Origin of the sequence: Herbaspirillum frisingense GSF30, from assembly GCF_000300975.2 — a bacterium.
GTDB classification, from domain to species: Bacteria; Pseudomonadota; Gammaproteobacteria; order Burkholderiales; family Burkholderiaceae_D; genus Herbaspirillum; species Herbaspirillum frisingense.
Map to the genome: position 1 here is coordinate 22,936 of NZ_AEEC02000003.1, position 24,829 is coordinate 47,764.

A 24,829-nucleotide genomic window follows, 5' to 3' on the forward strand; every position below is an offset into this window, starting at 1 on the left:
AGCATTCATCACTGACGCGGAGGAAAATCGTGTTTTGGGAAAAGAAGCTTGACGCCTGGGTGGAAAACATCCGCAATGTATCCGCCCTGCCCCTGCGGCTGGTGCTGTGGAACGGACAGCAGTACGACTTCGGCACCGGCGCGCCGGAAGTCACCTTGAAAGTCCCGCATGCATCGGCCATCACCTCGCTGTTGACGCCCTCCCTCTCCAACCTCGGCGAAGCCTACGTCGAGGGCAAGATCGAAGTCGAGGGCAAGGTCAAGAACATCATCAACGTGGCCAATGCCCTGGCCGCCAACACCCTCAAGGCCGAAGGCCGGCTGGGCCGCATGGTGCGCAGCGTGACGCACACCAAGAAGCGCGACGCCGAAGCCATCCAGTACCACTACGACGTTTCCAACGACTTCTACAAGCTGTTCCTCGACGAGAACATGGTCTACTCCTGCGCCTACTTCGAGAATGGCGACGAGGACCTGGGCAGCGCGCAGTTGAAGAAGATCGACCACATCCTGGAAAAGATCCAGCTCAAGCCCGGCCAGACCCTGCTCGACATCGGCTGTGGCTGGGGTGCGCTGGTGCTGCGGGCGGCGCAGAAGTACGGTGCCCGCTGTGTGGGGGTGACGCTGTCGAAGAACCAGTATGCGCTGGCGCGCGAACGGGTCGAAGCCGCCGGGCTCTCGGACCGCATCGACATCCGCCTGCAGGACTACCGCGATGTCACCGGCAGCTTCGATCGCATCACCTCGGTGGGCATGTTCGAGCACGTCGGCATCAAGAACCTGCCGGGCTACTTCGCCCAGATCCGCAAGTTGCTGGCCGATGGCGGGATGGCAATGAACCACGGCATCACCAGTACCGATATCGAAAACGGCGAGTCACCCTACGGTGCCGGCGAATTCATCGACAAGTACGTCTTCCCGGCCGGTGAGCTGCCGCATATCAGCACCGTGCTCAAGACCATGCAGGAGGGGGGGCTGGAAGCCTTCGACGTCGAAAACCTGCGGCGCCACTATGCCCGTACCTGCGGCATCTGGGCCGATAACTTCGAAGCCAATACCGAGGCCATCCACAAGGTTACCGACGAGAAGCATTACCGCATCTGGCGCGTCTACCTGGCCGGCAGCTCCTATGGCTTCGAACGCGACTGGATTTCGCTCTACCAGGTCATCTGCACCAAGGCCGGCAACAGCGCACAGACGCTGCCATGGTCACGCAAGTACATTTATCAAAATTAAGATTTCGCCGACACCATCAAGCAAGAACGGGCATGCCGCGGCATGCCCGTTCTGCTTTCTGCCCCACGCATCCGGGCAGTACCTGTCTCACCTCGCTATGCCGGCTTGCTCTTCTCGGCAAACACCTCGCGCAGCTTGGCCACCTTGGGCGCAACCACGAAGGCGCAATAGCCCTGAAACGGATGCTGCACAAAATAGTTCTGGTGATAATCCTCGGCCCGGTAGTACGTCTGCGGCGCCGATAGCTCGGTCACGATCGGGGCATCCCACACCAGGGCCATCTCGGCGATGATGTGTTTCGCGACGTCATGCTGCACCTCGTCCTGGTAATAGATCACCGAACGGTACTGGGTACCGACGTCGTTCCCCTGGCGGTTCAGGGTGGTCGGATCGTGGATGGTGAAGAAGATCTCCAGGATCTCGCGATAGCTGATCTGCTGCGGATCGAAGGCCAGCTTGACCACCTCCGCATGCCCGGTCTGCCCGCCGCACACCTGTTCATAACTGGGATCGACGACGCTGCCGCCGGTATAGCCGGACTCCACCGACTGCACGCCCCTGACCTGCTGGTAAACCGCTTCCAGACACCAGAAGCAGCCGCCGCCCAGTACTGCGATTTCCGTGGCCATGCTGTTCTCCCGTTGAGTTGCTTGTCGTAAAACTTTACTCCAATTCAGCACTTCATGTATGGCTGACGTGAATGATTGTCAAGACTGCGCCGCAGCATGACGGCGGCAGAAGCAGGCCGTATCCGCTATCATGTGCACATCTGCGCCATGCCGGCTGACCGCAACAATGCGGCCCGGGCGCCCCGACCCAGACCAAACTCCCGATGCACACACGTTTTCCCCGCGCCGACGCGCGCCAGTTCGACGCCGCGCATTTCCGCCAGGCCCTGTCCCAGTTCGCCACCGGTGTCACCGTCATCACCACCCGTCTGGCCGATGGCACCCTGCTGGGCCTGACCGCCAGCTCCTTCAATTCGGTCTCGCTGGACCCGCCGCTGGTGCTCTGGAGCCTGGGCACGCGCGCCAACAGCATGCCGGTCTTCTCCGGCAATTCGCATTACGTCATCAACATCCTCGGTGCCGAGCAGGCGCATCTGGCGCAGCAGTTCGCCAGCAGGATGGAAAACCGCTTCGAGGGCGTGCCCTATACGCTTTCGCGTACCGGGCAGCCAGTGCTGGAGGGCGTGTCGGCCTGGTTCGAATGCCACAACCGTAGCCAGTATCCGGAGGGCGACCACGTCATCTTCGTGGGCGAAGTCGAACATTGCGAAGTCCAGCCGCAATCGGCACTGGTCTTCCACAACGGACGCTTCAGTAAAACCGAAGACGTCTGAGCACCACAGTGATGGACGAAAAAAAAGCGCCCTCGGGCGCTTTTTTTTCGTCCGGGACCCGCTTAGAACTTGTAGCCCACCGACAGGAAGGTCACGATCGGATCCAGCGTGATGGTGGTCTTGTAGCGCTGGGGACCCAGGGCCGCGGCGGCACCGGCCGGCTGTGCGGTGATCTCGGCATCGGTCTTGAGCGGAATGTAGGACACCGACAGGCTGGCCGACCAGCGGTCGTTGAAGGCATAGGTGGCGCCGCCGGTCAGCACGGGCGACCAGGAGGAGCTCAGCGAGGCGCTGGCGGTACCACCGGTGTTCAGCGATGCCGAGTTCTGGAAATTGCGCGACAGCGACACGTCCGAATACCACACATAGGTCACGCCGGCGCCCACGAAGGGACGGAAGGTGTCATTGGCACCACCGAAGTAATACTTGGCGACGATCGCCGGGCTCCACTGCTTGGCCTTGCCCAGTTCGCCCAGGGCTTGCAGGTCACCGGTACCCTTGAGCTTGAACTCGGGCGGAATGCCCAGGTCGGCGGTCAGCGCGAAGTTGTCGGTGAAGAAGTGGGTGAAGGCGATCCCCACGGTATCGGCATTGCTGACCGAGGAGGTGCGGTTGGGATAGCTGGCAGCGCCCGGACCGTTGAGTTTGGTCAGGCCGCCGCTGGAATCCTGCGGTGCCAGGTGGAACCAGCCCAGGTTGACCACGTTGCTGCCCGCCGTCTGTGCCATGGCCGGCGCAGCAAAGGCTGCCATCACGGACAACGCGGCGAGTTTGGGCAAGAAGGAAAATTGTTTTTGCATTGCTGTCTCCAAGAGTTTGCGGGCGTGGCCCGGATTTTTTATTCCCGACGGCTGGCGTCTGACGGGATTGTGTTCACGGCTGGTTACCGTTTTTCTTTATTCAGCGTAAGTTCACGTAACTGCGGATCACCCCGCTTTTACGCTGATGAAACAAAAAGAACGCGCGTGCTATTCTTTGGAGATACTATGCCAGCTTTGTCATATTTTGTATAGAAGTTGTGAAGCCCCCGTCGGACCCTGTAGGCTTTTGACAACCGGCGACTGACCTACTGACCGCAGAGTCAGTACCAGCGCGGCTGACAGCGCGGGAACAGCGCGACAGCAGGAGTTCGGGGGAGCGAGAAAACAGGAAGGGGAAGACGGCCTCAACTCAAGCGTTGAGCAGTCTTTCCAGCACGCCTTGCGAATCAAAGGCCGCACGGCGCAGCCTGTCGTTGACACCTTGCCACGCCGGCGCCGCCGGCAGTGACTCGACCACGATCAGGTCGGCACCGGTATGGTCCATGTCGCGCAGCGCAGCATAGAGATCGTGTGCATAGGCGTCGACCGACGCCGGCATGGCGCGCACGACCGTCGCGCTTACCTTGCCTTCGTGCTGCGCACCGCCGATCAAGGCCACCTTCTTGCCGATGGCGGCCAGGCGCGCCAGCACGTCCTGCAGCCGGCCCGGCTCAACCTGCACCACCGGCGTATGCGGCGCATAGTGGGCGTCGAGGGTGCCGGAAGCACGTGGCGCGGTGGCGTCGGGCGTGGCCAGCGGCACGCCGAGCACGGCGGCGATGCGGTCCGCGCTGATCTGGCCGGGGCGCAGCAGCACCGGGCCGTGGGTCTCCACCCGCGAGAGATCGACGATGGTCGACTCGATGCCGACTTCACTCTGCCCACCATCGAGCACGTAATCCACCAGGCTGTCGGGATCGCTGCCGAATTCCTCGCGGACATGGTCTGCCGTGGTCGGGCTGACGTGACCGAACTTGTTGGCGGAGGGGCCGGCGATACCGCCCTTGCCGCCACGGAATTCACGCAGCAGCGCCTGCGCCACCGGATGCGAAGGGCAACGCAGTCCCACCGAATCCTGGCCACCGGCCACGGCGTCGGGGATATGCGCAGCGCGCTTCAGGATCAGGGTCAGCGGACCGGGCCAGAACGAGGCGATCAGGCGTCTCGCTTCCACCGGGACCGATGCCGCCCAATAGCCGATGTCGGCCTCCGGCGAGACATGCACGATCACCGGATGATTGGCCGGTCTCCCCTTGGCCGCATAGATGGCAGCAATCGCCGCCGGGTTCTCGGCATCGCCGCCGAGACCATAGACAGTCTCGGTCGGGAACGCCACCAGGCCGCCCTGCTCCAGCTTGCGGGCGGCATGCATGACGGCGGCGGCATCGATATGCGGGGCCGGGGATGTGCTCTTGTCGTTCATCGCCTGATCCTGCCGCTTACAGTGGGATGCCCAGGATGCCGCAGGCCGCAGCCAACTGCCGCTGCGCACCTTCCAGGGTGGCACCGGTGAAGGTGACATGACCCATCTTGCGACCGCGTCGCGCCTCGGCCTTGCCGTACAGGTGCAGGTGCGCACCGGGCAACGCCAGGACCTGGTCCCAGGCCGGTTCGCGCTGGCTGTCGCCATCGCCTTCATACCAGACGTCACCCAGGATGTTGAGCATGACCGAGGGCGAATGCTGGCGCGTATCGCCCAGCGGCAATTGGGCCATGGCGCGGGCCTGCTGTTCGAACTGGCTGGTGACGCAGGCGTCGATGGTGTAGTGACCGCTGTTGTGCGGACGCGGCGCCATTTCGTTGACCACCAGCGCGCCATCCTCCAGCACGAAGAATTCGATGCACAACACACCCACGTACTGCATCGCACCGATGATCTGCAACGCTGCCTGCTGCGCGCGCTCGGCGGCATCCGGCTTGATGTTGGGACCGGGGACGGTGGTGGTGAAGAGGATGCCATCGCGATGCACGTTCTCGGCGATCGGATAGACCACGGCCTGGCCATCATGCCCCCGCGCCACCAGCACGGAAACTTCATAGGCCAGCGGCAGCATCTTTTCCAACACGCAGGTCACGCCCTGCATGGCGGCGAAGGCCGTGCGCACTTCCTCGACACTGCGCACGCGCACCTGGCCCTTACCGTCATAGCCCATGCGGGCGGTCTTGAGGATGCCGGGCAGCAGGTTCGCATCGAGACCGTCGATGTCGGCTTCGGTATTGATCACCAGATGCGGGGCCGGCAGTACGCCGGAACGCGATCCGCACTCGGTGAAGAAAGCCTTCTCGGCCGTGCGGTCCTGGGCGATCGACACGCCCGAGGCCGCCGGTGCCACGAAGGTCTGGGCCGCCAACGTCGCCAGGCTCCTGGCCGAGACATTCTCGAATTCGGTGGTGACCGCAGCGCACAGCGCACCCAGCTCGGCCAGCGCCGGACCGTTGTCGTAGGCGGCGGTGATCAGACGGTCCGCCACCTGACCGGCCGGACAGTCGGCATCGGCTTCCAGCACGGCGACCTTGAAGCCCATGCTCTGCGCGGCATGCGCGAACATGCGCCCCAACTGGCCGCCTCCCATCACACCTAGCCAGGTGGCCGGGGTGGTCGAGGGAACGGCAGGGCTAAGCGAGGGTACGGACTGCTGGGTCATACAGGCAACTTCATATCGAGAGCGACTTGCGTCTGGGTCTTGCGGAAGGCTTCCAGCTTCTCAGCCAGCGCCGCATCAGTGGTGGCCAGCATGGCGATGGCCGACAGGGCCGCATTGGCAGCACCCGCTTCGCCGATGGCGTAGGTCGCCACCGGAATGCCCTTGGGCATCTGCACGATGGACAACAGCGAATCTTCACCGCGCAGATACTTGGACGGCACCGGCACGCCCAGCACCGGCACGATGGTCTTGGCGGCGATCATGCCCGGCAGGTGGGCAGCACCACCGGCACCGGCGATGATGGCGCGCAGGCCGCGCGCACGGGCGCTCTCGGCATAGGCAAACATCTGGTCCGGCATGCGGTGCGCGGAAATCACCTGCGCTTCGAACGGGACGCCGAAGTCCTTAAGGACGGCGACCGCATTCTGCATCACCTCCCAGTCCGAGGACGAACCCATGACCACACCCACCAGGGGCTTGACGGTATCGCTCATGATCTCAGTCCTTCAGCTTGTTGCCGGTCAGGCGTTCCAGCGCTTCGCGGTACTTGGCGCCGGTCTTCTCGATGACGTCGGCCGGCAGCGGCGGCGCCGGCGGGGTCTTTTGCCAGCCATCGACGGTTTCCAGGTAGTCGCGCACGAACTGCTTGTCGAAGGACGGCGGCGAGATACCGACCTGGTAGCTGTCGGCCGGCCAGAAGCGCGAGGAGTCGGCGGTCAGCACTTCATCCATCAGGTGCAGCACGCCATTGTCATCCAGGCCGAACTCGAACTTGGTGTCGGCGATGATGATGCCGCGGGTGGCGGCGTAGTCGGCGGCTTCCTTGTAGAGCTGGATGGCGACGTCGCGGATCTTGTGCGCCAGCTCGGTGCCGATGCGCTTCTCGGTTTCCTCGAAGCTGATGTTTTCGTCATGTTCGCCCAGGTCGGCCTTGGCGGCCGGGGTGAAGATCGGCTGTTCCAGCTTGGAAGCCTGTTGCAGGCCGGCCGGCAGCTGGATGCCGCAGATCGCGCCGGTGGCCTGGTAGTCCTTCCAGCCGGAACCGATGATGTAGCCGCGCACCACGGCTTCCACCAGGATGGGCTTCAAGCGCTTGGCCACCACGGCGCGTCCGCGCACCTGTTCCACTTCGGCCGGGCTCACCACGGATTCCGGATCGACACCGGTCAGATGGTTGGGCACGATGTGGCCGAGTTTCTCGAACCAGAAATCGCTCATCTGGTTCAAGACCTTGCCCTTGCCCGGGATCGGTTCGTTCATGATGACATCGAAGGCCGACAGGCGATCGGTGGTCACGATCAACAGCTTGTCGTCGCCGACGGCGTAGTTTTCGCGGACCTTGCCGGTGCCCAGCAGAGGCAGGGAAGTGATCGAGGATTTGTACAGACTGCTCATGATGGTCTTTTCGTAAAGTCAAAAACCGGAACCGCCATGTTCAGGGCGATTCCGGTCGGTTAGTGCCGGCGCTTGATTGCTCAGCGCTGCTCAGCGCTTACTGGACGATCTGCGCCAGTTCGCCGCTCTTGTACTTCTCGGCGATCTTTTCCAGCGAGACCGGCTTGATCTTGCCAGCCTGGCCTTCGCAACCGAAGGACAGGAAGCGTGCCTTGCAGACCAGCTTGGCGGCTTCGCGAGCCGGCTTCAGGTAGTCGCGCGGGTCGAACTTGGACGGGTTCTCGAACAGGTAGCGACGGATCGCACCGGTCATGGCCAGACGGATGTCGGTGTCGATGTTGATCTTGCGCACGCCGTGCTTGATGCCTTCCTGGATCTCTTCGACCGGCACGCCATAGGTTTCCTTCATGTCGCCGCCGAATTCGCGGATCTCGGCCAGCAGTTCCTGCGGCACGGACGAGGAACCGTGCATCACCAGGTGGGTGTTGGGGATGCGGGCGTGGATTTCCTTGATGCGGTCGATGGCCAGGATGTCGCCGGTGGGCTTGCGCGAGAACTTGTAGGCACCGTGCGAAGTACCGATGGCAATGGCCAGCGCGTCGCACTGGGTGGCCTTGACGAAGTCGGCGGCCTGGTTGACGTCGGTCAGCAGCTGTTCGCGGGTCATGGTGCCGTCGGCGCCGTGGCCGTCTTCCTTGTCACCCTTCATGGTTTCCAGCGAACCCAGCACACCCAGTTCGGCTTCGACGGTCACGCCGATGGCGTGCGAAAACTCGACCACCTTGCGCGAGACTTCGACGTTGTACTCGTAGCTGGCCACCGTCTTGCCGTCGGCTTCCAGCGAGCCATCCATCATCACGGAAGAGAAACCGGACTTGATGGCGGCCATGCACACGGCCGGGGACTGGCCGTGATCCTGGTGCATCACCACGGGGATGTGCGGATAGGCTTCCACGGCCGCCGAGATCAGGTGGCGCAGGAAGGCTTCGCCAGCGTATTTGCGGGCACCGGCAGAGGCTTGCATGATCACGGGCGCGCCGACTTCATTGGCGGCTTCCATGATGGCAGTGACCTGCTCCAGGTTGTTGACGTTGAAGGCCGGCAGGCCGTAACCGTTTTCGGCGGCGTGGTCCAGCAGTTGACGCATGGATACGAGAGGCATGATGAAAACTCCAGAACGATGAAAAATCAGTACTCGCCAACGCGCAGAATCTTCAGCGCATTGGTGCCGCCGACCTGGCCGATGGGCTCGCCCCAGGTCACGACGATAAGATCACCCTTCTGCACCACGCCTTGCGCCAGCAGCAGATCCTGGGCGCCCTTCAACATGGCTTCGGTGTCAGGCGCCTGGGCCAGTTCCAGCGTATGCACGTTGCGGAACAGCGAGGCCTTGCGGCGCGTGGCGACATTGGGGGTGATCGCGAAGATCGGGATATCGATGTTGTGACGGCTCATCCACAGGGCAGTCGAACCGGATTCGGTAAGCGCTGCAATGGCCTTCACGCGCAGGTGGTGCGCAGTGAACAGTGCGCCATAGGCGATCGACTGGTCCACGCGGGTGAAGCGCAGGTTCAGGAAGTCCGCGTCCAGTTGCACATTGTCGGAGCGCTCGGCTTCCAGGCAGATGGCATGCATGGCTTCCACGGTTTCCACCGGGTACTTGCCGGAGGCGGTCTCGGCCGAGGTCATCACGGCATCGGTGCCATCCAGCACGGCGTTGGCGACGTCGGAGACTTCCGCGCGGGTCGGCACGGCATTGACGATCATGGACTCCATCATCTGGGTCGCGGTGATGGTCAGCTTGTTGGAGGCGCGCGCCATCTTGATCATGCGCTTCTGCAGGCCCGGCACGGCGGCATTGCCCACTTCCACGGCCAGGTCGCCACGGGCCACCATGATGCCGTCGGAGGCGTCCAGGATTTCCTGCAGCAGCGGGATCGCTTCGGCGCGTTCGATCTTGGCGATCATCATCGGCTTGTGGCCGAAGGGTTCGCCGGCCACGTTGGACAGCTGGCGTGCCATCTCCATGTCGGTGGCGTTCTTGGGGAAGGACACGGCCACGTAGTCGGCCTGGAAGCTCATGGCAGTCTTGATGTCGTCCATGTCCTTGGCCGTCAGCGCGGGCGCCGACAGGCCGCCACCCTGGCGGTTGATGCCCTTGTTGTTGGACAGTTCGCCGCCGATCTTGACCACGGTATGGATTTCATTGCCCATCACGCGCTCGACCTTGAGCACGATCAGGCCATCGTTCAACAGCAGAACGTCATTGCCCTTGAGGTCACGCGGCAGTGCCTTGTAGTCCAGGCCCACGCGCTCCTGGTTGCCCATCTGGCAGTCGGAATCGAGGATGAACTTGTCGCCGTTGGCCAGCATGATCTTGCCATTCTCGAACTTGCCCACGCGGATCTTGGGACCCTGCAGGTCGGCCATGATGGCGACCTTCTTGCCGCATTCGTCGGCCACTTCACGCACCAGGGTGGCGCGGTCGATGTGATCCTGCGGCTTGCCGTGCGAGAAGTTCAGGCGCACCACATCCACGCCGGCGCGGATCATGCGGGTCAGGGTCTCGCGGTCGCTGGAAGCGGGGCCGATGGTGGCGACGATTTTTGTTGCTCTGGACATGAATACCTTCTGGTTGCGACTTGGTGATAGAAGCCCGCTGCCCGGCCCGATGCAGGGCCGATCAGGCGGATCGCTTCCGCCCCGGACGCGCGTCTCGGACGCGTCCTCGTTGGTGATGCTACAGACTCAGAATTCGGATGGCCCCGGATGGGACCACGAGACGCCGCACCCGGCAGCGGGGTACGGCGCCGGTCTTGCTTACTGCGCGCGTTGCAGCAGGATCTCGACCGCAGGCAGGGTCTTGCCTTCCAGGAATTCCAGGAAGGCGCCGCCACCGGTGGAGATGTAGCCGACCTTGTCGGCGATGTGGTACTTGGCGATGGCTGCCAGGGTGTCGCCACCACCGGCAATCGAGAAGCCCGGCGAGGCGGCAATGGCGCGCGCCAGGGTCTCGGTGCCACGGCCGAACTGGTCGAACTCGAACACGCCCACCGGGCCGTTCCAGACGATGGTGCCGGCGCGACCCAGTTGCTCGGCCAGCACGGCAGCGGTCTGGGGACCGATGTCGAAGATCATGTCGTCGTCGGCGACATCCTCGGCCGCCTTCACGGTAGCCACGGCGGTCGGCGAGAATTCCTTGCCGACCACGACGTCGGTGGGGATGGGCACCGAGGCGCCGCGCTTGGCCATCAGATCGATGATGGCCTTGGCGTCATCCACCAGGTCCGGCTCGGCCAGCGACTTGCCGATCTTCAGACCGGCGGCCAGCATGAAGGTATTGGCAATACCGCCACCGACGATGAGGTTGTCGACCTTCTCGGCCAGGGTCTTGAGGATGGTCAGCTTGGTGGAAACCTTGGAACCGGCCACGATGGCCACCAGCGGACGGGCCGGCTGGTTCAGGGCCTTGCCCAGCGCATCCAGCTCGGCCGCCAGCAGCGGACCGGCACAGGCCACCGGCGCGAACTTGGCCACGCCGTGGGTGGTGGCTTCGGCGCGGTGCGCGGTGCCGAAGGCATCGTTGACATAGACATCGCAGAGCTTGGCGATCTTTTGCGCCAGCTCGTCACTGTTCTTCTTTTCGCCCTTGTTGAGGCGGCAGTTCTCCAGCAGCACCACCTGGCCCGGCTGGACGTCCACGCCGTCGACCCAGTTGGCCACCAGCTTGACCTCGCTGCCCAGCAGTTCGGACAGGCGCTTGGCCACGGGAGCCAGCGAATCCTCGGGCTTGAACTCGCCTTCGGTGGGACGACCCAGATGCGACGTCACCATCACTGCAGCGCCTGCCTTCTGGGCTTCGCGGATGGCCGGCACCGAAGCGCGGATGCGGGTATCTTCGGTGATATTGCCGGCATCATCCTGCGGCACGTTCAGATCGGCACGGATGAAGACGCGTTTGCCTTGCAGTTGATTGGCAGAAACCAGATCGCTCAGTCGGTTGAATTTCATAGGTAGGAATTCGAAGAAGGGGGCGAAAAACGTCGTATTTTACTCCAGCCTGACCTGCTCCTGACGGCTTTTTGCCAGCCCGGACAAGATCCCGGGCGCTTCAGGCTGGTGTGCGTAAAAATTCACATGAACCAACGCAACAGTGTAAAGAGTGACATTCCTGCCACAATAGTTCCCAGAAGATGACGCGTTGCCGCAAAGAAGATGGCGCCGCCGATGCCGGCCAGCAACTTGGGATTGGTCAGGCTCAGGTCGATCACCCCGCGCGCGCTGACCAGGTCAGGGAAGATGATGGCCGCCATGGCCGCCGCCGGAGCGTAGCTCAGGGCGTGCTTCAGGCGTGGCGGCAGCTTGACCGCGTGGCCGAACAGGAAAAAGCCGCTGCGCGTGACCAGGGTGGACACGGTCATCAGGACGATGGCGCCCCACACATACCATTCACTCATGCGGCCGCCCCTTCATCCTTTTCTTTTCCCGGAAGCAACTTGTCGGCCAGCATGGCCGCGCTCATCCCCAGCACCATCGCCAGCAGCAGACCCAGACGGTAGGGCAGCTCCAGCGCCAGCACCGCGACCGTGCCGGAGACCACCACCCCGGCCAAGGCCGGCAGGCTGCTGGTCATGGGGATCATGATGGCAATGAGTGCCAGGGTGCCGGCGAAACCGATGTTCCAGCTCTCCGGAATCTGGCTGGCCAGCAGGATGCCGATGGTGGCCCCGAGTTGCCAGGCCACCCAGCCCGGATAGCAGATCGCAGCAAAATACCCGATCTTGCCTGCAGGTTGACCGAAGGTCGAGGGGGGAAAGCGCTGCGGGAAGAAGGCCATCGAGATATCGCCGTTGAAGAAGCCGTACCACACCCGGCGATACCAGGGCAGGTGCTCGAAATGCGGCGCCACGGCGGCCGAGAAGATGACAAAGCGCAGGTTGACGATCATGGCCGTGAAGAACACCACCAGCAGCGGCACGCCGGTCGCCAGCAAGGGCAGTACGGCGAACTGGGCCGAGCCGGCATAGACCAGCAGGCTCATGCCCAGCGACTGGAAGATGCTCATCCCCGACTTGACCATGGCCATGCCCGAGACCACGCCCCAGGCCAGCACGGCCGGTATGGTCGAGGCACTGGCGCGCCAGCCTTCCTGGAAGGCGTCCTTCTCGATGCGGCGGGCGGTGGCGGGATCGTGCGGCGCTGGCTGGCCTGCCGATCCTGATCCCTTCTCGCCTGTCTCCTTCTGCATTGTTGTTCCGTTACGCGTATTGGATGCGCCGGCCGGGAATGCCGGTGCATGTGACGATGTGTGCATTTTCACTCAGGTCTTTCATTCTACAGATGAAAGTTTTTGCTCGCGTGAATCCGCTAAAATGCAGTTCCTTGGCCGGTTCGTCCGCGCCGGGCGTTTCATACCGAATTTTCGCTTTCTGCACATTCTGCATTTTCTGCAATCACCGCATACAGGGAGATGACCATGTCCATGGCTGACCGCGACGGCAAGATCTGGAAAGACGGCGAGCTGGTCGACTGGCGCGACGCTACCGTCCACGTACTGACCCACACGCTGCATTACGGCATGGGCGTCTTCGAGGGCGTACGCGCCTACAAGACGGCCGAGGGCACGGCCATCTTCCGCCTGAAGGAACACACCCAGCGCCTGTTCAACTCGGCCAAGATCTTCCAGATGGAAGTGCCGTTCGACCAGGAAACGCTGGCCCAGGCGCAATGCCAGGTGGTGCGCGAAAACCAGCTGGAATCCTGCTACATCCGCCCGCTGATCTGGATCGGCTCGGAAAAGCTGGGCGTGTCCGCCAAGGGCAACAAGATCCACGTGGCCATCGCCGCCTGGCCGTGGGGCGCCTACCTGGGCGAAGACGGCATCAGCAAGGGCATCCGCGTGAAGACCTCTTCCTTCACTCGCCACCACGTGAATGTGTCATTGGTGCGCGCCAAGGCCTGCGGTTATTACATCAATTCCATCCTGGCCAACCAGGAAGCACTGGCCGATGGCTACGACGAAGCCCTGCTGCTGGACACCGAGGGCTATGTCTCGGAAGGTTCCGGCGAAAATGTCTTCATCGTCAAGAACGGCAAGCTCTATACTCCCGACCTGGCCTCCTGCCTGGATGGCATCACCCGCGACGCCGTGCTGACCATGGCGCGCGACCTGGGCATCGAGGTCATCGAGAAGCGCATCACCCGCGACGAGATGTATTGCGCCGATGAAGCCTTCTTCACCGGCACCGCCGCCGAAGTCACACCGATCCGCGAACTGGATCGCCGCGTCATCGGCAATGGCGGCCGTGGCCCCATCACCGAGAAGCTGCAGACTCTGTTCTTCGACGTGGTGGCCGGCCGGGCGCCGCAGTACAAGCACTGGCTCACGCTGGTGTAAATGGCAGCGGCGGCCGCCAGAATATCGATTCGCAACACCCGACCTTAACGTTTCAACAGTCAATCGCAAGCAACGGAGAACAAGATGAGCCAAGCTCAAGCATCGCAGGGCGTAGTCCTGCTCGAAGGTAAGGACCTGCCAGCCCACTGCCCCAGCCCGGGCATGACCGCCTGGAATTCGCACCCGCGCGTGTTCCTGGAACTGGACGCGCACGGCGCGGCCAAATGCCCATACTGCGGTACCCAGTACCAGTTGAAACCGGGCACCGTGGTCAAGGGCCACTGAGCAGAAGTTTCAAGCCAGACACGAGAGGGCCCGCAAGGCCCTCTTTTCATCTGATCCGGAGATTTGTCATGCCGCGCACCAAACTGATCCATGGCTCGCCCGATGAAATCGAGGCCGCCTACTACGACGCCCTCGCCCGCGCCGACCTGGAGGCGCTGATGGACCTGTGGGCCGATGACGAGGAAATCGTCTGCATCCACCCCGGCGCACAACGCCTGGTGGGCCACGCGGATATCCGCGCCGTGTGGGAAGACATCCTCTCCAACGGTGGCCTGCATATCCGGCCACGCCAGCTGCACGTGTCGCAGAACATGATGACCTCGGTGCACAGCGTGGTGGAAGAAATCGACCACGGCGGCGAAGGCCCGCCCGATGTGCACGTCATCGCCACCAATGTCTACCTCAAGACCGCGCTGGGCTGGCGCCTGGTGATGCACCACGCCTCGGTCGCCCCGGGCGCAGCGCCGGCCGAAGCCGTCGTCAGCGCAGCCATGCTGCACTGAGTACGGCCGTTTTCCGTTTTCTATCCTCCACAGGCAGCATCGAACACGAGCAAGGCCGCATCATGCTTTACATCCCGCCCCGCTGGCTTCCCGGCGGTCATCTGCAGACCATCTATCCCTCGGCCTTCCTGCCCAAGCCGGCCGTGCGCTACCGGCGTGAGCGCTGGGAAGCGCCGGATGGCGACTTCGTCGATATCGATTTCGTCGACGGCCAGCCGGGACGTCCGCTGCTGGTGCTGTTCCACGGGCTGGAAGGCTCCTCGGACAGCCACTACAGCCGCGCCCTGATGGCCGAGGTGCAACGGCGCGGCTGGCATGGGGCGATTCCGCATTTTCGCGGGTGTTCCGGCGAGATCAACCTGGCGCCGCGTTTCTATCATTCCGGGGACACGGCTGAACTGGACTGGATCATCCGCCGCATGAAACTGCGCCAGCAGGACCTGGCCGCGACGCACCTGTATGCCAGCGGGGTCTCGCTGGGCGCCAATGCGCTGCTGCGCTGGCTGGGGGAATCACAGCACCAGGCCGAGATCGTCGATGCTGCCTGCGCGGTGTCGGCGCCGCTGGACCTGGCGGGTGGCGGTGCGGCACTGGCGTCGGGTTTCAACCGGCTCTATACCTGGGTTTTCCTGCGCACCATGCGGCCCAAGTGCCTGGCCAAGCTGGACCAGTTCCCGGGCCTGTTTGATCGCGAAGCGCTGCTGTCGGCCCGCGACCTGTACACCTTCGACAACATCGTCACCGCCCCGCTACACGGCTACCGCAACACCGAGGATTACTGGGACCGCGCCAGCGCCAAGCACATCCTCAACGACATCAGCGTGCCCACGCTGGTCCTGAATGCGCAGAATGATCCCTTCCTGCCGGCGCGTCACCTGCCCCGCTCGGCGGCGCCGGAAGTGGTGCTGGAATACCCGGAGCAAGGCGGCCATGTCGGCTTTGCCGCCGGCGGCCCGCCCGGCAACCTGGCGTGGCTGCCGCGCCGCTTGCTGCATTTCCTGGAGGGCAAGTCGGAGAGCGCCTTCCCGGCCCCTACGGAGCTGGCCCATGGATGAGATCGTGCAGCAGGCCATGGCCCGCTGGCCCAACGTACCTCATTGCTTCGGCTGGCTGCGGCTGGATGCACGAGGTGGCTGGCGCATGCGCGACGAGCGCGCGCAACAACTGGACTTGCCGGGCGACCTGATCCGCCACCCTGCCCTGCTGGCCTTCATTGACCGCAATTACGCCAGCGATGCGGCCGGCCGCTGGTATTTCCAGAACGGGCCGCAGCGGGTCTATGTGGATCTGGAATGGATGCCGCACATCCTGCGCACCCAGCCGGACGCACAGGGCAACCTGTCACTGGTGCTGCATACGGGGATCGCAGTCGATGTGGCGACAGCCGCCTGGATGGATGAAGCCGGTCGGCTCTATCTGCGTGCCGGTGAGCTGATTGCCGGCGTCGATGATCGCGACCTGGCGCATCTGTTGCCCTGCCTGCAGATGGACGATGCGGATGAGGATGCCCTGCTGCGCTGGCTGGAAGGGGCCGATGAGGTCACCCCCCGTTTCAAGCTGGGAGGCCGATCGCTCCCGCTGCAGCGCGTGGCTGGCAGCCAGCTGGAACAACGCTTCAGCTTCGTCAGCCGCCCGCGCCAGGACTAGGGCCGTGTGTCGCGGCTAGCCACGCTCCTTCATGTCTTTCTGTTCATCTTTCCAGCGCGCCTTCCATTCACGCTCGCGCGCGTCGATCTGCGACTGGTCGTAGAAGGTGGCATCGGGCGCCTTGCGCGCAATGCCCAACTGATCGATGGCCGCCAGCAGGCTGCCATTGAGCGCATACGATTCAGCCAGCGCCATGTGCTGCAAGGCCTGCTTGCCCTGGGCCGCGTAGACCTTGGCCAGCAACTGCTGGACCTGGGCATCGGCACGGTAGAGCTGGGCCTGATCGCGCAGGTAGGCCACGGCCACGTCGTAGCGTCGGGCGGCGATCAGGGCATCGGCATACTGGCGCGCGATGGTGCGTGAAATCGGAAACTGCTGGCGCAGGCTGTCGGCCAGTTGCAGCGCCTGCGGGGCTTGCTTGCGGGCGATCTTGATATCGATGTCGAGGCTGCCGAACATGATGCCGGTCTTCATCGGGATGGCAGCTTCCTGAGCTTCCTTCAAGGCGGTCTCGGCCTGGTCGAAGCGGTTCTGGCGGTAGTAGGTGTAGGCCAGCCCGTACTTGGCGGCGGCGGTCTGCAACTTGGTGTTCTGCTTGGCCTGGTCGGTGAATTTCTGCACATTGTCGCGCAAGCCCTGCACGCTGTCGTTCTGCAGCACCTGAGTGCGCGCCCGCACTAGCTGGAATTCGGGATTGTCCACACGCTGCTTGTAGCGCTGGTCGCGGATGCGGGCCTCGATGTCGGCGATACGGTCGGTGGTCAGCGGGTGCGTCATCAGGTATGGCGGCACGGCGTCGGTGTAGTTGCGCGAGGCCGCCTGCAGACGACCGAAGAAGGTGACCATGCCGGAAGGATCGAAGCCGCCATCACGCATGATCTGCAGGCCGATGCGGTCGGCTTCGCGCTCGGCGTCGCGGCTGAAGTTGAGCTGGCGCTGCACGGCCAGGCCGGTACCGCCCATCATGGTGGCCATCGCCGCATCGCCCCCGGCCTTGGACACTCCGGCCAATGCGCCCAGCACGATGGCGGCCAGCTGGATCATCGAGTTCTGCTTCTGCTGGCCCAGCATGCGGGCAATGTGGCGTTGCGCCACGTGACCAATTTCATGCGACATCACGCCGGCCAGTTCGGACTCCGATTGTGCGGCCAGCACCAGGCCGCTGTTGACGCCGATGAAGCCGCCCGGCAGCGCGAAGGCGTTCAGCATGGGGTCGCGCACCATGAAGAACTGGAAATCGAAACCGGCTTCGCCTCTCACCTCGGGATGGATGGAGACCAGGTTCTGGCCGAAGTTGTTGAGGTATTCCGAAATCGGGCCGTCGTCGACATAGTCGCGGTCGGTCCGGATGTCACGCATGATTTCCTCACCCAGCTTGCGCTCCATCAGCGGCGAAAGACCTTCGCGTTCCGTATCACCCAGCGTGGGCAAGCCCTGGGCCACGCCCGGATGGGGTAGCAGGGTCAAGGGCGCCGCCGGCAGCAGCAGCAAGGCCGCACTCAGATAGCGGGCCAGCAACCGGCGCGCGGGGAGACGGAAACGGCGGGACACATCGGAAACGGTGGGTGGCATGGACGACATCGGTAACGGTCAGGGCTGGCGTGGAAGTCGGAGCAGCGCGGGCTGCGGGCTGGCTGCTATGATACCCGCTCCTTTCCCTCCATTTCACCTAGAGCGAATCAGCATGAACACATCCGGCGAACACGCGCCCAACGGCGGCCTCACTCACTTCGACCAGGGCGGACAGGCGCACATGGTCGATGTCGGCGGCAAGCACGAGACCCACCGGGTGGCCCTGGCCACTGGCGTGATCCGCATGCAGCCGGCCACGCTGGCCATCATCGAGGCCGGCACGGCCAAGAAGGGCGATGTCCTGGGCATCGCCCGCATCGCCGCCATCATGGCGGCCAAGCGCACCGGCGACCTGATCCCCCTTTGCCATCCACTGGCACTGACGCATGTCTCGGTGGAGTTCGAGACCGACGCCGGCAGCGCTTCCGTGCGTTGCACCGCACGTGTGGAAACCTTCGGCAAGACCGGTGTGGAAATGGAGGCATTGACCGCCGTGCAGGTGGGTCTGCTGACGGTCTACGACATGTGCAAGGCAGTCGACAAGACCATGGTCATGACTGACATCTGCGTGACCGAGAAGCGCGGCGGCAAGAGCGATATCACGATGGCGCGGCCCTGAAGCGCCACGGCTCCCTGAAATGAAAAACGCGCCTGACGGCGCGTTTTTTCTTGGCATGTCAGACCAGGCAGCGGATCAACCGCGGCAGTTGGCCGGTGCGTACTTGGCCGGCAGGGAGCCGGCGGCAAAGCCGGTGTTGGCAGTGGCACCTTCCGGCGTGGCGGCCTGTTTCACATCCTTGGCGGCGCACTGCCACTGGATGGTGCCGGAGCTGATGGTCGGGGTCAGCGTGAGCGTACCGCCCTCACCTACGCGTGCGCTGTAGGTGATGGTGATGACACCGCCCACGCCGCGCTTTTCCATCGGCGAGACGTCGATCTTGCTCACGTTGTCGGTGGGCGTGAAGGTCGGCAGGCCCAGTTGCGCCACGGTGAAGACGCCGTTGTTGGAGCTGATCTGTTCGGTCACGGCCAGCTTGTACGGCTCGGCCAGGTTGAAGCCCTCAGCCACGCGCGCGCGGGCGATATAGTCCTGGTATTGCGAAGCGCCCAGCATGGCGAGAATGCCGATGATGGCCAGCGTGACCATCAGTTCAAGCAGGGTAAAGCCGCGTTGGGCGCGACGGGAGACGACTGGTTTCATGGATTCCTCGTGAAGGTGATAAGGGCGCTTCCAGTATCGGCAGCGTTGGCTAGGCCGACTAGCGAATAAATTGCGAAACTAACAGTTTTGAAGCGGACCGGCGCTGACCTGCGTCAATCGCCACCGGGTCCATCCCGGGGCCAGACGGGCCTATGCCTGCTTCCTGCGCTTGAGCGTGAGGCCGGTCAGCACCACTCCGATGGCGCCCACCAGGCCGGGCAGGCTCAAATGCACGGCGGCGCCGGGCAAGACGAATTCGGTATCGGCGATGAAATCCCGCAGCCAGGACTGCACGGCGCTGTCGCTGAAGATCATGCCACCGGCGATGTAGCCCAGGAGAGCCGCGCCCAGGGTGACGATCACCGGGAATTTTTCCATCAGCTTCAATACCAGCGTGCTGCCCCAGACGATGATGGGAATGCTGACCACGATGCCGAACACCACCAGCAGCAACTGGTGCTCGCCGGCCGCCTGCTCAGCGGCGCTGGCGATGGCGATCACGTTGTCCACGCTCATCACCAGGTCGGCAACGATTACGGTCTTGACGGCGCCCCACAGGCGGTCACTGCCGTTGACGTCGGTGTGTTCGTCATCCTCGTTGAGCAGCTTGATGCCAATCCACAGCAACAGGACGCCGCCCAGCAGCTTCAGGAAGGGCAGTTGCAACATGGTGACGGCAAAGGCGATCAGGGCGATGCGGATGCCAATCGCGCCCACGGTACCCCAGACAATGCCCTTCATGCGCAGATTGTCCGGCAGATTGCGGCAGGCCAGCGCGATCACGATGGCATTGTCGCCACCGAGCAGGATGTCGATCAGGATGATCTGCGCGACCGCGACCCAGTTCAGGTTGGCCAGGAATTCCATGCTTGTCCTTTGCGAAAACGTGTCCGCCAGAGAAAGCGGCGTATGGCAGGATGACCACGGTCACCGAGCTTAGTGCCGTCACAGCCTTCTGTGCTAGCTCTGGTCGATGCGCGCCCGTCCTCACGACAGACTTCGCGCCTTCCATAAAACAACATGGGGAGCCAGAGCTCCCCATGCTGGTATTGCGTGTGCTACAGGTCTGGCTGAGCTTGCCTTTCGCCCGCCTCCGAGGAGACCGGCGAAAAGCGGCCGGCAATCTTACAGCACCGACTTCAGCAGGCGACCCATTTCCGACGGGTTGCGGGTGACCTTGATGCCGCACTCTTCCATGATGGCCAGCTTGGCTTCGGCGGTATCAGCACCACCGGAGATCAGGGCACCTGCGTGGCCCATGCGCTTGCCCGGGGGCGCGGTCACGCCGGCGATGAAGCCGACCACCGGCTTCTTCATGTTGTCCTTGATCCAGCGCGCAGCGTTGGCTTCGTCAGGACCACCGATTTCACCGATCATGATGACGGCATCGGTGTCCGGATCGTCGTTGAAGGCCTTCATGACGTCGATGTGCTTCAGACCGTTGATCGGGTCGCCACCGATACCGACGGCGGAGGACTGGCCCAGACCCAGGGCGGTCAGCTGGCCCACGGCTTCATAGGTCAGGGTGCCGGAGCGGGAAACCACACCGATGCGACCCTTCTTGTGGATGTGACCCGGCATGATGCCGATCTTGATTTCGTCCGGAGTGATCAGGCCGGGGCAGTTCGGGCCCAGCAGCAGGGTCTTGGAACCGGCCTTGGCCATGCGGTCCTTCAGGGCCAGCATGTCACGCACGGGGATGCCTTCGGTGATGCAGATGGCCAGGTCCAGGTCGGCTTCGACGGCTTCCCAGATGGCGGCAGCAGCGCCGGCGGGCGGCACGTAGATCACCGACACGGTGGCGCCGGTGGCGTTCTTGGCTTCGGTGACGTTGGCATAGATGGGGATGCCTTCGAAGTCTTCACCGGCCTTCTTCGGGTTCACGCCGGCGACGAAGGCATTCTTGCCATTCGCGTAGTCGCGGCACATGCGGGTGTGGAACTGACCGGTCTTGCCGGTGATACCTTGGGTAATGACCTTGGTGTCTTTGTTGATGAGGATCGACATTTCTCTTCCTTGACTGTGATGCCTGCGCCGCTGGCGGCGCCCGGTGCTGCAATTGCTCGCAGCCGGCGGCTCGCGCCGCGCAGGCTTTCGTGTTGGGTTACTTACTTGGCAGCTGCCACGACCTTTTGTGCGGCTTCTTCCATGGAGTCGGCCGAGATGATCGGCAGACCGGAATCGGCCAACAGCTTCTTGCCCAGGTCTTCGTTGGTGCCCTTCATGCGGACCACCAGAGGCACCTTCAGCGAGACAGCCTTGGAAGCAGCGATCACGCCTTCGGCGATCACGTCACAGCGCATGATGCCGCCGAAGATGTTGACCAGGATGGCCTTCAGTTCGGGGTTCTTCAGCATGATCTTGAAGGCTTCGGTGACCTTCTCGGTGGTGGCACCGCCGCCCACGTCCAGGAAGTTGGCCGGCTCGCCGCCGAACAGCTTGATGGTGTCCATGGTGGCCATGGCCAGGCCGGCGCCGTTGACCAGGCAACCGATGTTGCCGTCCAGGGAGATGTAGGCCAGGTCGAACTTGGAGGCTTCGACTTCAGCCGGATCTTCTTCGTCCAGATCGCGGTAGGCGACGATTTCCGGGTGGCGGTACAGGGCGTTGGAGTCGAAGTTGAACTTGGCGTCCAGAGCGATGACCTTGCCGTCGCCGGTCAGGATCAGGGGGTTGATTTCAGCCAGGGAAGCGTCGGTTTCCCAGTAAGCCTTGTACAGGCCTTGCAGGTTCTTGCGGGCTTCCGGGATGGAAGCGGCCGGCACGCCGATCTTGGCGGCCACGTCGTCGGCTTGCGCGTCGGTCAGGCCATCGATCGGGTCGATGATGACGTTGTGGATCTTTTCCGGGTTGCTGTGGGCAACTTCTTCGATGTCCATGCCACCTTCGCTGGAGGCCATCAGCACGACCTTTTGCGAAACGCGGTCGGTCACCAGGGAAACGTACAGTTCCTTCTTGATGTCGGCGCCTTCTTCGATCAGCAGGCGACGCACCTTCTGGCCTTCAGGACCGGTCTGGTGGGTGATCAGTTGCATGCCCATGATCTGGTTGGCGTATTCCTTGACCTGTTCGATCGACTTGGCCACCTTCACGCCGCCGCCCTTGCCGCGACCGCCTGCATGGATCTGGGCCTTGACGACCCACACCGGGCCGCCCAGCTTCTGGGCTGCCGCTTCGACTTCGTCGACCGACATGCAAGGAATGCCGCGCGGCACGGTTACGCCGAACTGGCGCAGGATTTCTTTACCCTGATACTCATGGATTTTCATGGGAGCTTCCCTTTAGACACTGAATGAATAAAACTTGCCGGATTGAAATTCGGTAGCCGGCAGCATGCCGGCCGACGAGAAAGCAGACAGCAACCCGCAGGCGGGTGTCACATCCGGAGACGGACGGAGACGGGCGCAGGCGTGAGCTGCGCGGGTTGCTAGTGAATTCGTAGAATTGGGCATGTGCATGCCGTCTGCTTTAGTTGGTCTGATATTCGAAACGCGCCAGCTTGCGCCGAAGCGTCCGCATTATCCATTCCTGCTGCTACATGGGCCTTGCATCGTTGCGCCGTTTTGACAAACCGGCAACACGCGATATCTCCTCAGGCTTGCGCGCCGCAGCAAAAACTTCCGAATTCTAGCACAGGCCGGCGGGGCTGTTAGCCGGTAGCGCTAACAGAAGACCGAAAGGGATAGCTTTTCCATATGGCGGGACAGATGGCTGCCATCTGCGCAAGCTGCTGGAAGAAGACAGGGACAAGGGGAACGCAACTGCGGTGGTGAATGGCTGGCCGGGAATGCCCAGGATGCGAGTGCGCACCGGATGCGAGCGCAGGGCGACACCCTCTCGGGCTCAGCGCATCAAGAGACCCAGTTGTCCCCGCTCACGACGATTCCTCCTCGTCGCTCCACGCGGTCTGCAAGGCTTCGCGGATACTGCGGTGGGAAAAACCGCGCTGCTGCAGGAAGCGCATCTGCTTGGCCCGAGTTTCAGCATCGGCCGGCGGCGCACTGAATTTGCGGCGCAAGACCTGCGCGGCGCGCTCGCCCTCTCCTGCTGCCAGGTCGGCCTTCAACTCGGCGATGGCTTCCCCTTCAATGCCGTGTCCATGCAACTCGGAAAAGATGCGCTGGTTGCCATAACGGGCCGAGCGGCGATGCACCAGCGATTCGGAAAAGCGTTCTTGAGAAAGGAAACGGGACTGCTCCAGCCACTGCAGGAGCGCGTCGATGTCATCACCCTCTTGCGCGTAAGGGGCAAGCTTACGCGCAAGTTCCAGGCGACTATGCTCACGTGAAGAGAGATATTTGAGCGCCCGTGCTTTCAGGCTGATCGGCGGTCTGGGCATGACGTTCGACTACACGGGCGATGTGACGGTGAAGAACACGAAGAAAAAACGATGGAACCGTATTGCATTGAAACGAGGCAGCAACAGAACGATGCGGCCGGTACTTCAGCTCCACTCCCGGCCGGACCGGCGCCGGGGGCGAAGCGGGACAGGCACCACCATGACCTCAAGGCTCAGGCAAACCCTGCCGCCGCGGTGGTACGTGAAGACCTTGGGATCAGGAGGCTGGTGCCTCGGCGGTGCCACCTGCCAGTTCAGGCACGCCCAGTGCGACGCGGACCTTGTTCTCGATCTCGCGCGACAGTTCCGGGTGTTCCTTCAGATAGTTACGAGCGTTGTCCTTGCCCTGGCCGATGCGCTCGCCGTTGTAGCTGTACCAGGCGCCGGACTTCTCCACGACCTTGTGCTCGGAGCCCAGATCCAGGATTTCGCCTTCGCGGGAAGTGCCTTCGCCATACAGGATGTCGAAGTGAGCTTCGCGGAACGGAGGTGCAACCTTGTTCTTGACGACCTTGACCTTGGTTTCGCTGCCGATGACTTCGTCACCGGACTTGATGGAGCCGGTACGACGGATGTCCAGGCGCACCGAGGCGTAGAACTTCAGCGCATTGCCACCGGTGGTGGTTTCGGGATTACCGAACATGACGCCGATCTTCATGCGGATCTGGTTGATGAAGATGACAGTAGTATTGGTGCGGTTGATGCTGCCGGTCAGCTTGCGCAGGGCTTGCGACATCAGACGGGCCTGCAGGCCGGGCAGGGAGTCGCCCATGTCGCCTTCGATTTCGGCCTTGGGCGTCAGCGCTGCCACGGAGTCCACCACGATCAGGTCGACCGCACCGGAGCGCACCAGGGCGTCGGTAATTTCCAGGGCCTGTTCGCCGGTGTCCGGCTGCGAGATCAGCAGGTCGTTCAGGTTCACGCCCAGCTTTTGCGCATAGGTGACGTCCAGTGCGTGCTCGGCGTCGATGAAGGCGCAGGTGCCGCCCAGCTTCTGCATCTCGGCGATCGATTGCAGGGTCAGGGTGGTCTTGCCGGAGGACTCCGGACCGTAGATCTCGATGACGCGGCCACGTGGCAGGCCACCGATGCCCAGCGCGATGTCCAGGCCCAGGGAACCGGTGGAGACGGCCTGGATTTCCTCGGCGACGACGCCGTCTTCCATGCGCATCACCGAGCCCTTGCCAAACTGCTTTTCAATCTGTGCCAACGCGGCGGCCAGCGCCTTGCTCTTCTCAGAGTTGTTCGCAGCTTTTTTGTCGTCCATAAATCTCTCTCGGCAAAATGTCGTGAAGAAGGGGTTCAGGGGGGAGTCTTGCGGTCTTGCTGATGTTGCCCGGAGGCAGAGGATGATGACCGCCCCGATAGAGCGATACTGTATAAAAAAACAGTGCTTCGTGCAAGCGTTTTTGTGTGCATCAGACACAAACGCTATCAGGCAACGATAATCGGCGGCCGAAAACCACAA

General features: G+C 63.0%; 26 protein-coding genes. 8 read left to right on the forward strand and 18 right to left on the reverse strand.

Annotated elements, in window-relative coordinates:
- Positions 1–29 precede the first annotated feature (29 nt).
- A complete protein-coding gene (locus HFRIS_RS02905) occupies positions 30–1,235 on the forward strand; it encodes an SAM-dependent methyltransferase (RefSeq protein WP_006461727.1) in 1,206 nt (401 codons plus the stop codon).
- 95 nt (positions 1,236–1,330) lie between these two features.
- Here the strand turns inward: HFRIS_RS02905 and msrA are convergent, their stop codons facing one another.
- Complete coding sequence (msrA, locus tag HFRIS_RS02910) at positions 1,331–1,864, reverse strand: peptide-methionine (S)-S-oxide reductase MsrA (RefSeq protein WP_006461728.1); 534 nt, start codon at positions 1,862–1,864, stop codon at positions 1,331–1,333.
- Positions 1,865–2,067: 203 nt separating this feature from the next.
- Between msrA and HFRIS_RS02915 the strand changes: the two genes are divergently transcribed.
- On the forward strand, positions 2,068–2,577 hold the full coding sequence (locus HFRIS_RS02915) for a flavin reductase family protein (protein ID WP_006461729.1): 510 nt from the start codon (positions 2,068–2,070) through the stop codon (positions 2,575–2,577).
- A gap of 62 nt (positions 2,578–2,639) precedes the next feature.
- On the opposite strand, the gene HFRIS_RS02920 is transcribed toward HFRIS_RS02915, so the two are convergent.
- From HFRIS_RS02920 to HFRIS_RS02965, 10 genes are all read right to left on the reverse strand, one after another.
- The gene (locus HFRIS_RS02920) at positions 2,640–3,377 is read right to left on the reverse strand and encodes an OmpW/AlkL family protein (protein WP_006461730.1); all 738 of its coding nucleotides are present in this window, start codon (positions 3,375–3,377) and stop codon (positions 2,640–2,642) included.
- A gap of 370 nt (positions 3,378–3,747) precedes the next feature.
- Positions 3,748–4,800: an L-threonylcarbamoyladenylate synthase gene (locus tag HFRIS_RS02925; RefSeq protein ID WP_006461731.1), complete on the reverse strand. Its 1,053-nt coding sequence runs from the start codon at positions 4,798–4,800 to the stop codon at positions 3,748–3,750.
- Positions 4,801–4,816: 16 nt separating this feature from the next.
- On the reverse strand, positions 4,817–6,022 hold the full coding sequence (locus tag HFRIS_RS02930; RefSeq protein WP_039874148.1) for a 5-(carboxyamino)imidazole ribonucleotide synthase: 1,206 nt from the start codon (positions 6,020–6,022) through the stop codon (positions 4,817–4,819).
- A complete protein-coding gene (purE, locus tag HFRIS_RS02935) occupies positions 6,019–6,516 on the reverse strand; it encodes a 5-(carboxyamino)imidazole ribonucleotide mutase (RefSeq protein WP_006461733.1) in 498 nt (165 codons plus the stop codon). Before purE ends, HFRIS_RS02930 begins: the two co-directional genes overlap by 4 nt.
- Before the next feature lie 4 nt (positions 6,517–6,520).
- On the reverse strand, positions 6,521–7,417 hold the full coding sequence (locus HFRIS_RS02940) for a phosphoribosylaminoimidazolesuccinocarboxamide synthase (RefSeq protein ID WP_006461734.1): 897 nt from the start codon (positions 7,415–7,417) through the stop codon (positions 6,521–6,523).
- A 97-nt stretch (positions 7,418–7,514) separates the two neighbouring features.
- Positions 7,515–8,579: a class II fructose-bisphosphate aldolase gene (fba, locus tag HFRIS_RS02945; RefSeq protein ID WP_006461735.1), complete on the reverse strand. Its 1,065-nt coding sequence runs from the start codon at positions 8,577–8,579 to the stop codon at positions 7,515–7,517.
- Positions 8,580–8,605: 26 nt separating this feature from the next.
- Entirely contained in the window at positions 8,606–10,039 is a 1,434-nt protein-coding gene (gene pyk / locus HFRIS_RS02950; protein WP_006461736.1) for a pyruvate kinase, read from the reverse strand.
- A gap of 198 nt (positions 10,040–10,237) precedes the next feature.
- Positions 10,238–11,428 carry a phosphoglycerate kinase gene (locus HFRIS_RS02955; RefSeq protein ID WP_006461737.1) on the reverse strand — a complete coding sequence of 397 codons (1,191 nt, stop codon included), beginning with the start codon at positions 11,426–11,428 and terminating at the stop codon, positions 10,238–10,240.
- A gap of 122 nt (positions 11,429–11,550) precedes the next feature.
- Positions 11,551–11,874 (reverse strand): AzlD domain-containing protein, encoded by a 324-nt coding sequence (locus HFRIS_RS02960; RefSeq protein WP_006461738.1) that lies wholly within the window; start codon positions 11,872–11,874, stop codon positions 11,551–11,553.
- The gene (locus HFRIS_RS02965; protein ID WP_006461739.1) at positions 11,871–12,665 is read right to left on the reverse strand and encodes an AzlC family ABC transporter permease; all 795 of its coding nucleotides are present in this window, start codon (positions 12,663–12,665) and stop codon (positions 11,871–11,873) included. Before HFRIS_RS02965 ends, HFRIS_RS02960 begins: the two co-directional genes overlap by 4 nt.
- A 228-nt stretch (positions 12,666–12,893) precedes the next feature.
- Between HFRIS_RS02965 and HFRIS_RS02970 the strand changes: the two genes are divergently transcribed.
- From HFRIS_RS02970 to HFRIS_RS02990, 5 genes are all read left to right on the forward strand, one after another.
- Complete coding sequence (locus HFRIS_RS02970; RefSeq protein ID WP_006461740.1) at positions 12,894–13,814, forward strand: branched-chain amino acid transaminase; 921 nt, start codon at positions 12,894–12,896, stop codon at positions 13,812–13,814.
- An 84-nt stretch (positions 13,815–13,898) separates the two neighbouring features.
- The gene (locus HFRIS_RS02975) at positions 13,899–14,099 is read left to right on the forward strand and encodes a zinc-finger domain-containing protein (protein WP_006461741.1); all 201 of its coding nucleotides are present in this window, start codon (positions 13,899–13,901) and stop codon (positions 14,097–14,099) included.
- A gap of 68 nt (positions 14,100–14,167) precedes the next feature.
- The gene (locus HFRIS_RS02980) at positions 14,168–14,602 is read left to right on the forward strand and encodes a YybH family protein (protein WP_006461742.1); all 435 of its coding nucleotides are present in this window, start codon (positions 14,168–14,170) and stop codon (positions 14,600–14,602) included.
- 62 nt (positions 14,603–14,664) lie between these two features.
- Entirely contained in the window at positions 14,665–15,657 is a 993-nt protein-coding gene (locus HFRIS_RS02985) for a YheT family hydrolase (RefSeq protein ID WP_006461743.1), read from the forward strand.
- Positions 15,650–16,249 carry a DUF2946 family protein gene (locus tag HFRIS_RS02990; protein ID WP_006461744.1) on the forward strand — a complete coding sequence of 200 codons (600 nt, stop codon included), beginning with the start codon at positions 15,650–15,652 and terminating at the stop codon, positions 16,247–16,249. Before HFRIS_RS02985 ends, HFRIS_RS02990 begins: the two co-directional genes overlap by 8 nt.
- A 15-nt stretch (positions 16,250–16,264) precedes the next feature.
- Here HFRIS_RS02990 and HFRIS_RS02995 read toward each other — a convergent pair whose 3' ends face one another.
- Complete coding sequence (locus tag HFRIS_RS02995) at positions 16,265–17,821, reverse strand: M48 family metalloprotease (protein WP_039874239.1); 1,557 nt, start codon at positions 17,819–17,821, stop codon at positions 16,265–16,267.
- A gap of 112 nt (positions 17,822–17,933) precedes the next feature.
- Here HFRIS_RS02995 and moaC point away from each other — a divergent pair, with 112 nt between their 5' ends.
- Positions 17,934–18,440 (forward strand): cyclic pyranopterin monophosphate synthase MoaC, encoded by a 507-nt coding sequence (gene moaC / locus HFRIS_RS03000; RefSeq protein WP_006461746.1) that lies wholly within the window; start codon positions 17,934–17,936, stop codon positions 18,438–18,440.
- A gap of 75 nt (positions 18,441–18,515) precedes the next feature.
- On the opposite strand, the gene HFRIS_RS03005 is transcribed toward moaC, so the two are convergent.
- The 6 genes from HFRIS_RS03005 to recA all read right to left on the reverse strand — a co-directional run bounded on the left by HFRIS_RS03005 (position 18,516) and on the right by recA (position 24,628).
- The gene (locus HFRIS_RS03005; protein WP_006461747.1) at positions 18,516–19,022 is read right to left on the reverse strand and encodes a pilin; all 507 of its coding nucleotides are present in this window, start codon (positions 19,020–19,022) and stop codon (positions 18,516–18,518) included.
- A 150-nt stretch (positions 19,023–19,172) separates the two neighbouring features.
- The gene (locus HFRIS_RS03010; RefSeq protein ID WP_006461748.1) at positions 19,173–19,889 is read right to left on the reverse strand and encodes a TerC family protein; all 717 of its coding nucleotides are present in this window, start codon (positions 19,887–19,889) and stop codon (positions 19,173–19,175) included.
- Positions 19,890–20,147: 258 nt separating this feature from the next.
- Positions 20,148–21,029 (reverse strand): succinate--CoA ligase subunit alpha, encoded by an 882-nt coding sequence (gene sucD, locus HFRIS_RS03015; RefSeq protein WP_006461749.1) that lies wholly within the window; start codon positions 21,027–21,029, stop codon positions 20,148–20,150.
- Between the two features lie 101 nt (positions 21,030–21,130).
- On the reverse strand, positions 21,131–22,291 hold the full coding sequence (gene sucC / locus HFRIS_RS03020) for an ADP-forming succinate--CoA ligase subunit beta (RefSeq protein WP_006461750.1): 1,161 nt from the start codon (positions 22,289–22,291) through the stop codon (positions 21,131–21,133).
- Between the two features lie 605 nt (positions 22,292–22,896).
- Positions 22,897–23,361 carry a recombination regulator RecX gene (recX, locus tag HFRIS_RS03025; RefSeq protein WP_039874152.1) on the reverse strand — a complete coding sequence of 155 codons (465 nt, stop codon included), beginning with the start codon at positions 23,359–23,361 and terminating at the stop codon, positions 22,897–22,899.
- A 217-nt stretch (positions 23,362–23,578) separates the two neighbouring features.
- On the reverse strand, positions 23,579–24,628 hold the full coding sequence (recA, locus tag HFRIS_RS03030) for a recombinase RecA (protein WP_006461752.1): 1,050 nt from the start codon (positions 24,626–24,628) through the stop codon (positions 23,579–23,581).
- Positions 24,629–24,829 lie beyond the last annotated feature (201 nt).

What these genes read in the sequence shown, in the direction of transcription:
- msrA (WP_006461728.1), bottom strand. Translation starts at nt 1,864, where the DNA reads ATGGCCACGGAAATCGCAGTACTGGGCGGCGGCTGCTTCTGGTGTCTG.
- HFRIS_RS02915 (WP_006461729.1), top strand. Translation starts at nt 2,068, where the DNA reads ATGCACACACGTTTTCCCCGCGCCGACGCGCGCCAGTTCGACGCCGCG.
- HFRIS_RS02920 (WP_006461730.1), bottom strand. Translation starts at nt 3,377, where the DNA reads ATGCAAAAACAATTTTCCTTCTTGCCCAAACTCGCCGCGTTGTCCGTG.
- HFRIS_RS02925 (WP_006461731.1), bottom strand. Translation starts at nt 4,800, where the DNA reads ATGAACGACAAGAGCACATCCCCGGCCCCGCATATCGATGCCGCCGCC.
- HFRIS_RS02930 (WP_039874148.1), bottom strand. Translation starts at nt 6,022, where the DNA reads ATGACCCAGCAGTCCGTACCCTCGCTTAGCCCTGCCGTTCCCTCGACC.
- purE (WP_006461733.1), bottom strand. Translation starts at nt 6,516, where the DNA reads ATGAGCGATACCGTCAAGCCCCTGGTGGGTGTGGTCATGGGTTCGTCC.
- HFRIS_RS02940 (WP_006461734.1), bottom strand. Translation starts at nt 7,417, where the DNA reads ATGAGCAGTCTGTACAAATCCTCGATCACTTCCCTGCCTCTGCTGGGC.
- fba (WP_006461735.1), bottom strand. Translation starts at nt 8,579, where the DNA reads ATGCCTCTCGTATCCATGCGTCAACTGCTGGACCACGCCGCCGAAAAC.
- pyk (WP_006461736.1), bottom strand. Translation starts at nt 10,039, where the DNA reads ATGTCCAGAGCAACAAAAATCGTCGCCACCATCGGCCCCGCTTCCAGC.
- HFRIS_RS02955 (WP_006461737.1), bottom strand. Translation starts at nt 11,428, where the DNA reads ATGAAATTCAACCGACTGAGCGATCTGGTTTCTGCCAATCAACTGCAA.
- HFRIS_RS02960 (WP_006461738.1), bottom strand. Translation starts at nt 11,874, where the DNA reads ATGAGTGAATGGTATGTGTGGGGCGCCATCGTCCTGATGACCGTGTCC.
- HFRIS_RS02965 (WP_006461739.1), bottom strand. Translation starts at nt 12,665, where the DNA reads ATGCAGAAGGAGACAGGCGAGAAGGGATCAGGATCGGCAGGCCAGCCA.
- HFRIS_RS02970 (WP_006461740.1), top strand. Translation starts at nt 12,894, where the DNA reads ATGTCCATGGCTGACCGCGACGGCAAGATCTGGAAAGACGGCGAGCTG.
- HFRIS_RS02975 (WP_006461741.1), top strand. Translation starts at nt 13,899, where the DNA reads ATGAGCCAAGCTCAAGCATCGCAGGGCGTAGTCCTGCTCGAAGGTAAG.
- HFRIS_RS02980 (WP_006461742.1), top strand. Translation starts at nt 14,168, where the DNA reads ATGCCGCGCACCAAACTGATCCATGGCTCGCCCGATGAAATCGAGGCC.
- HFRIS_RS02985 (WP_006461743.1), top strand. Translation starts at nt 14,665, where the DNA reads ATGCTTTACATCCCGCCCCGCTGGCTTCCCGGCGGTCATCTGCAGACC.
- HFRIS_RS02990 (WP_006461744.1), top strand. Translation starts at nt 15,650, where the DNA reads ATGGATGAGATCGTGCAGCAGGCCATGGCCCGCTGGCCCAACGTACCT.
- HFRIS_RS02995 (WP_039874239.1), bottom strand. Translation starts at nt 17,821, where the DNA reads ATGCCACCCACCGTTTCCGATGTGTCCCGCCGTTTCCGTCTCCCCGCG.
- moaC (WP_006461746.1), top strand. Translation starts at nt 17,934, where the DNA reads ATGAACACATCCGGCGAACACGCGCCCAACGGCGGCCTCACTCACTTC.
- HFRIS_RS03005 (WP_006461747.1), bottom strand. Translation starts at nt 19,022, where the DNA reads ATGAAACCAGTCGTCTCCCGTCGCGCCCAACGCGGCTTTACCCTGCTT.
- HFRIS_RS03010 (WP_006461748.1), bottom strand. Translation starts at nt 19,889, where the DNA reads ATGGAATTCCTGGCCAACCTGAACTGGGTCGCGGTCGCGCAGATCATC.
- sucD (WP_006461749.1), bottom strand. Translation starts at nt 21,029, where the DNA reads ATGTCGATCCTCATCAACAAAGACACCAAGGTCATTACCCAAGGTATC.
- sucC (WP_006461750.1), bottom strand. Translation starts at nt 22,291, where the DNA reads ATGAAAATCCATGAGTATCAGGGTAAAGAAATCCTGCGCCAGTTCGGC.
- recX (WP_039874152.1), bottom strand. Translation starts at nt 23,361, where the DNA reads ATGCCCAGACCGCCGATCAGCCTGAAAGCACGGGCGCTCAAATATCTC.
- recA (WP_006461752.1), bottom strand. Translation starts at nt 24,628, where the DNA reads ATGGACGACAAAAAAGCTGCGAACAACTCTGAGAAGAGCAAGGCGCTG.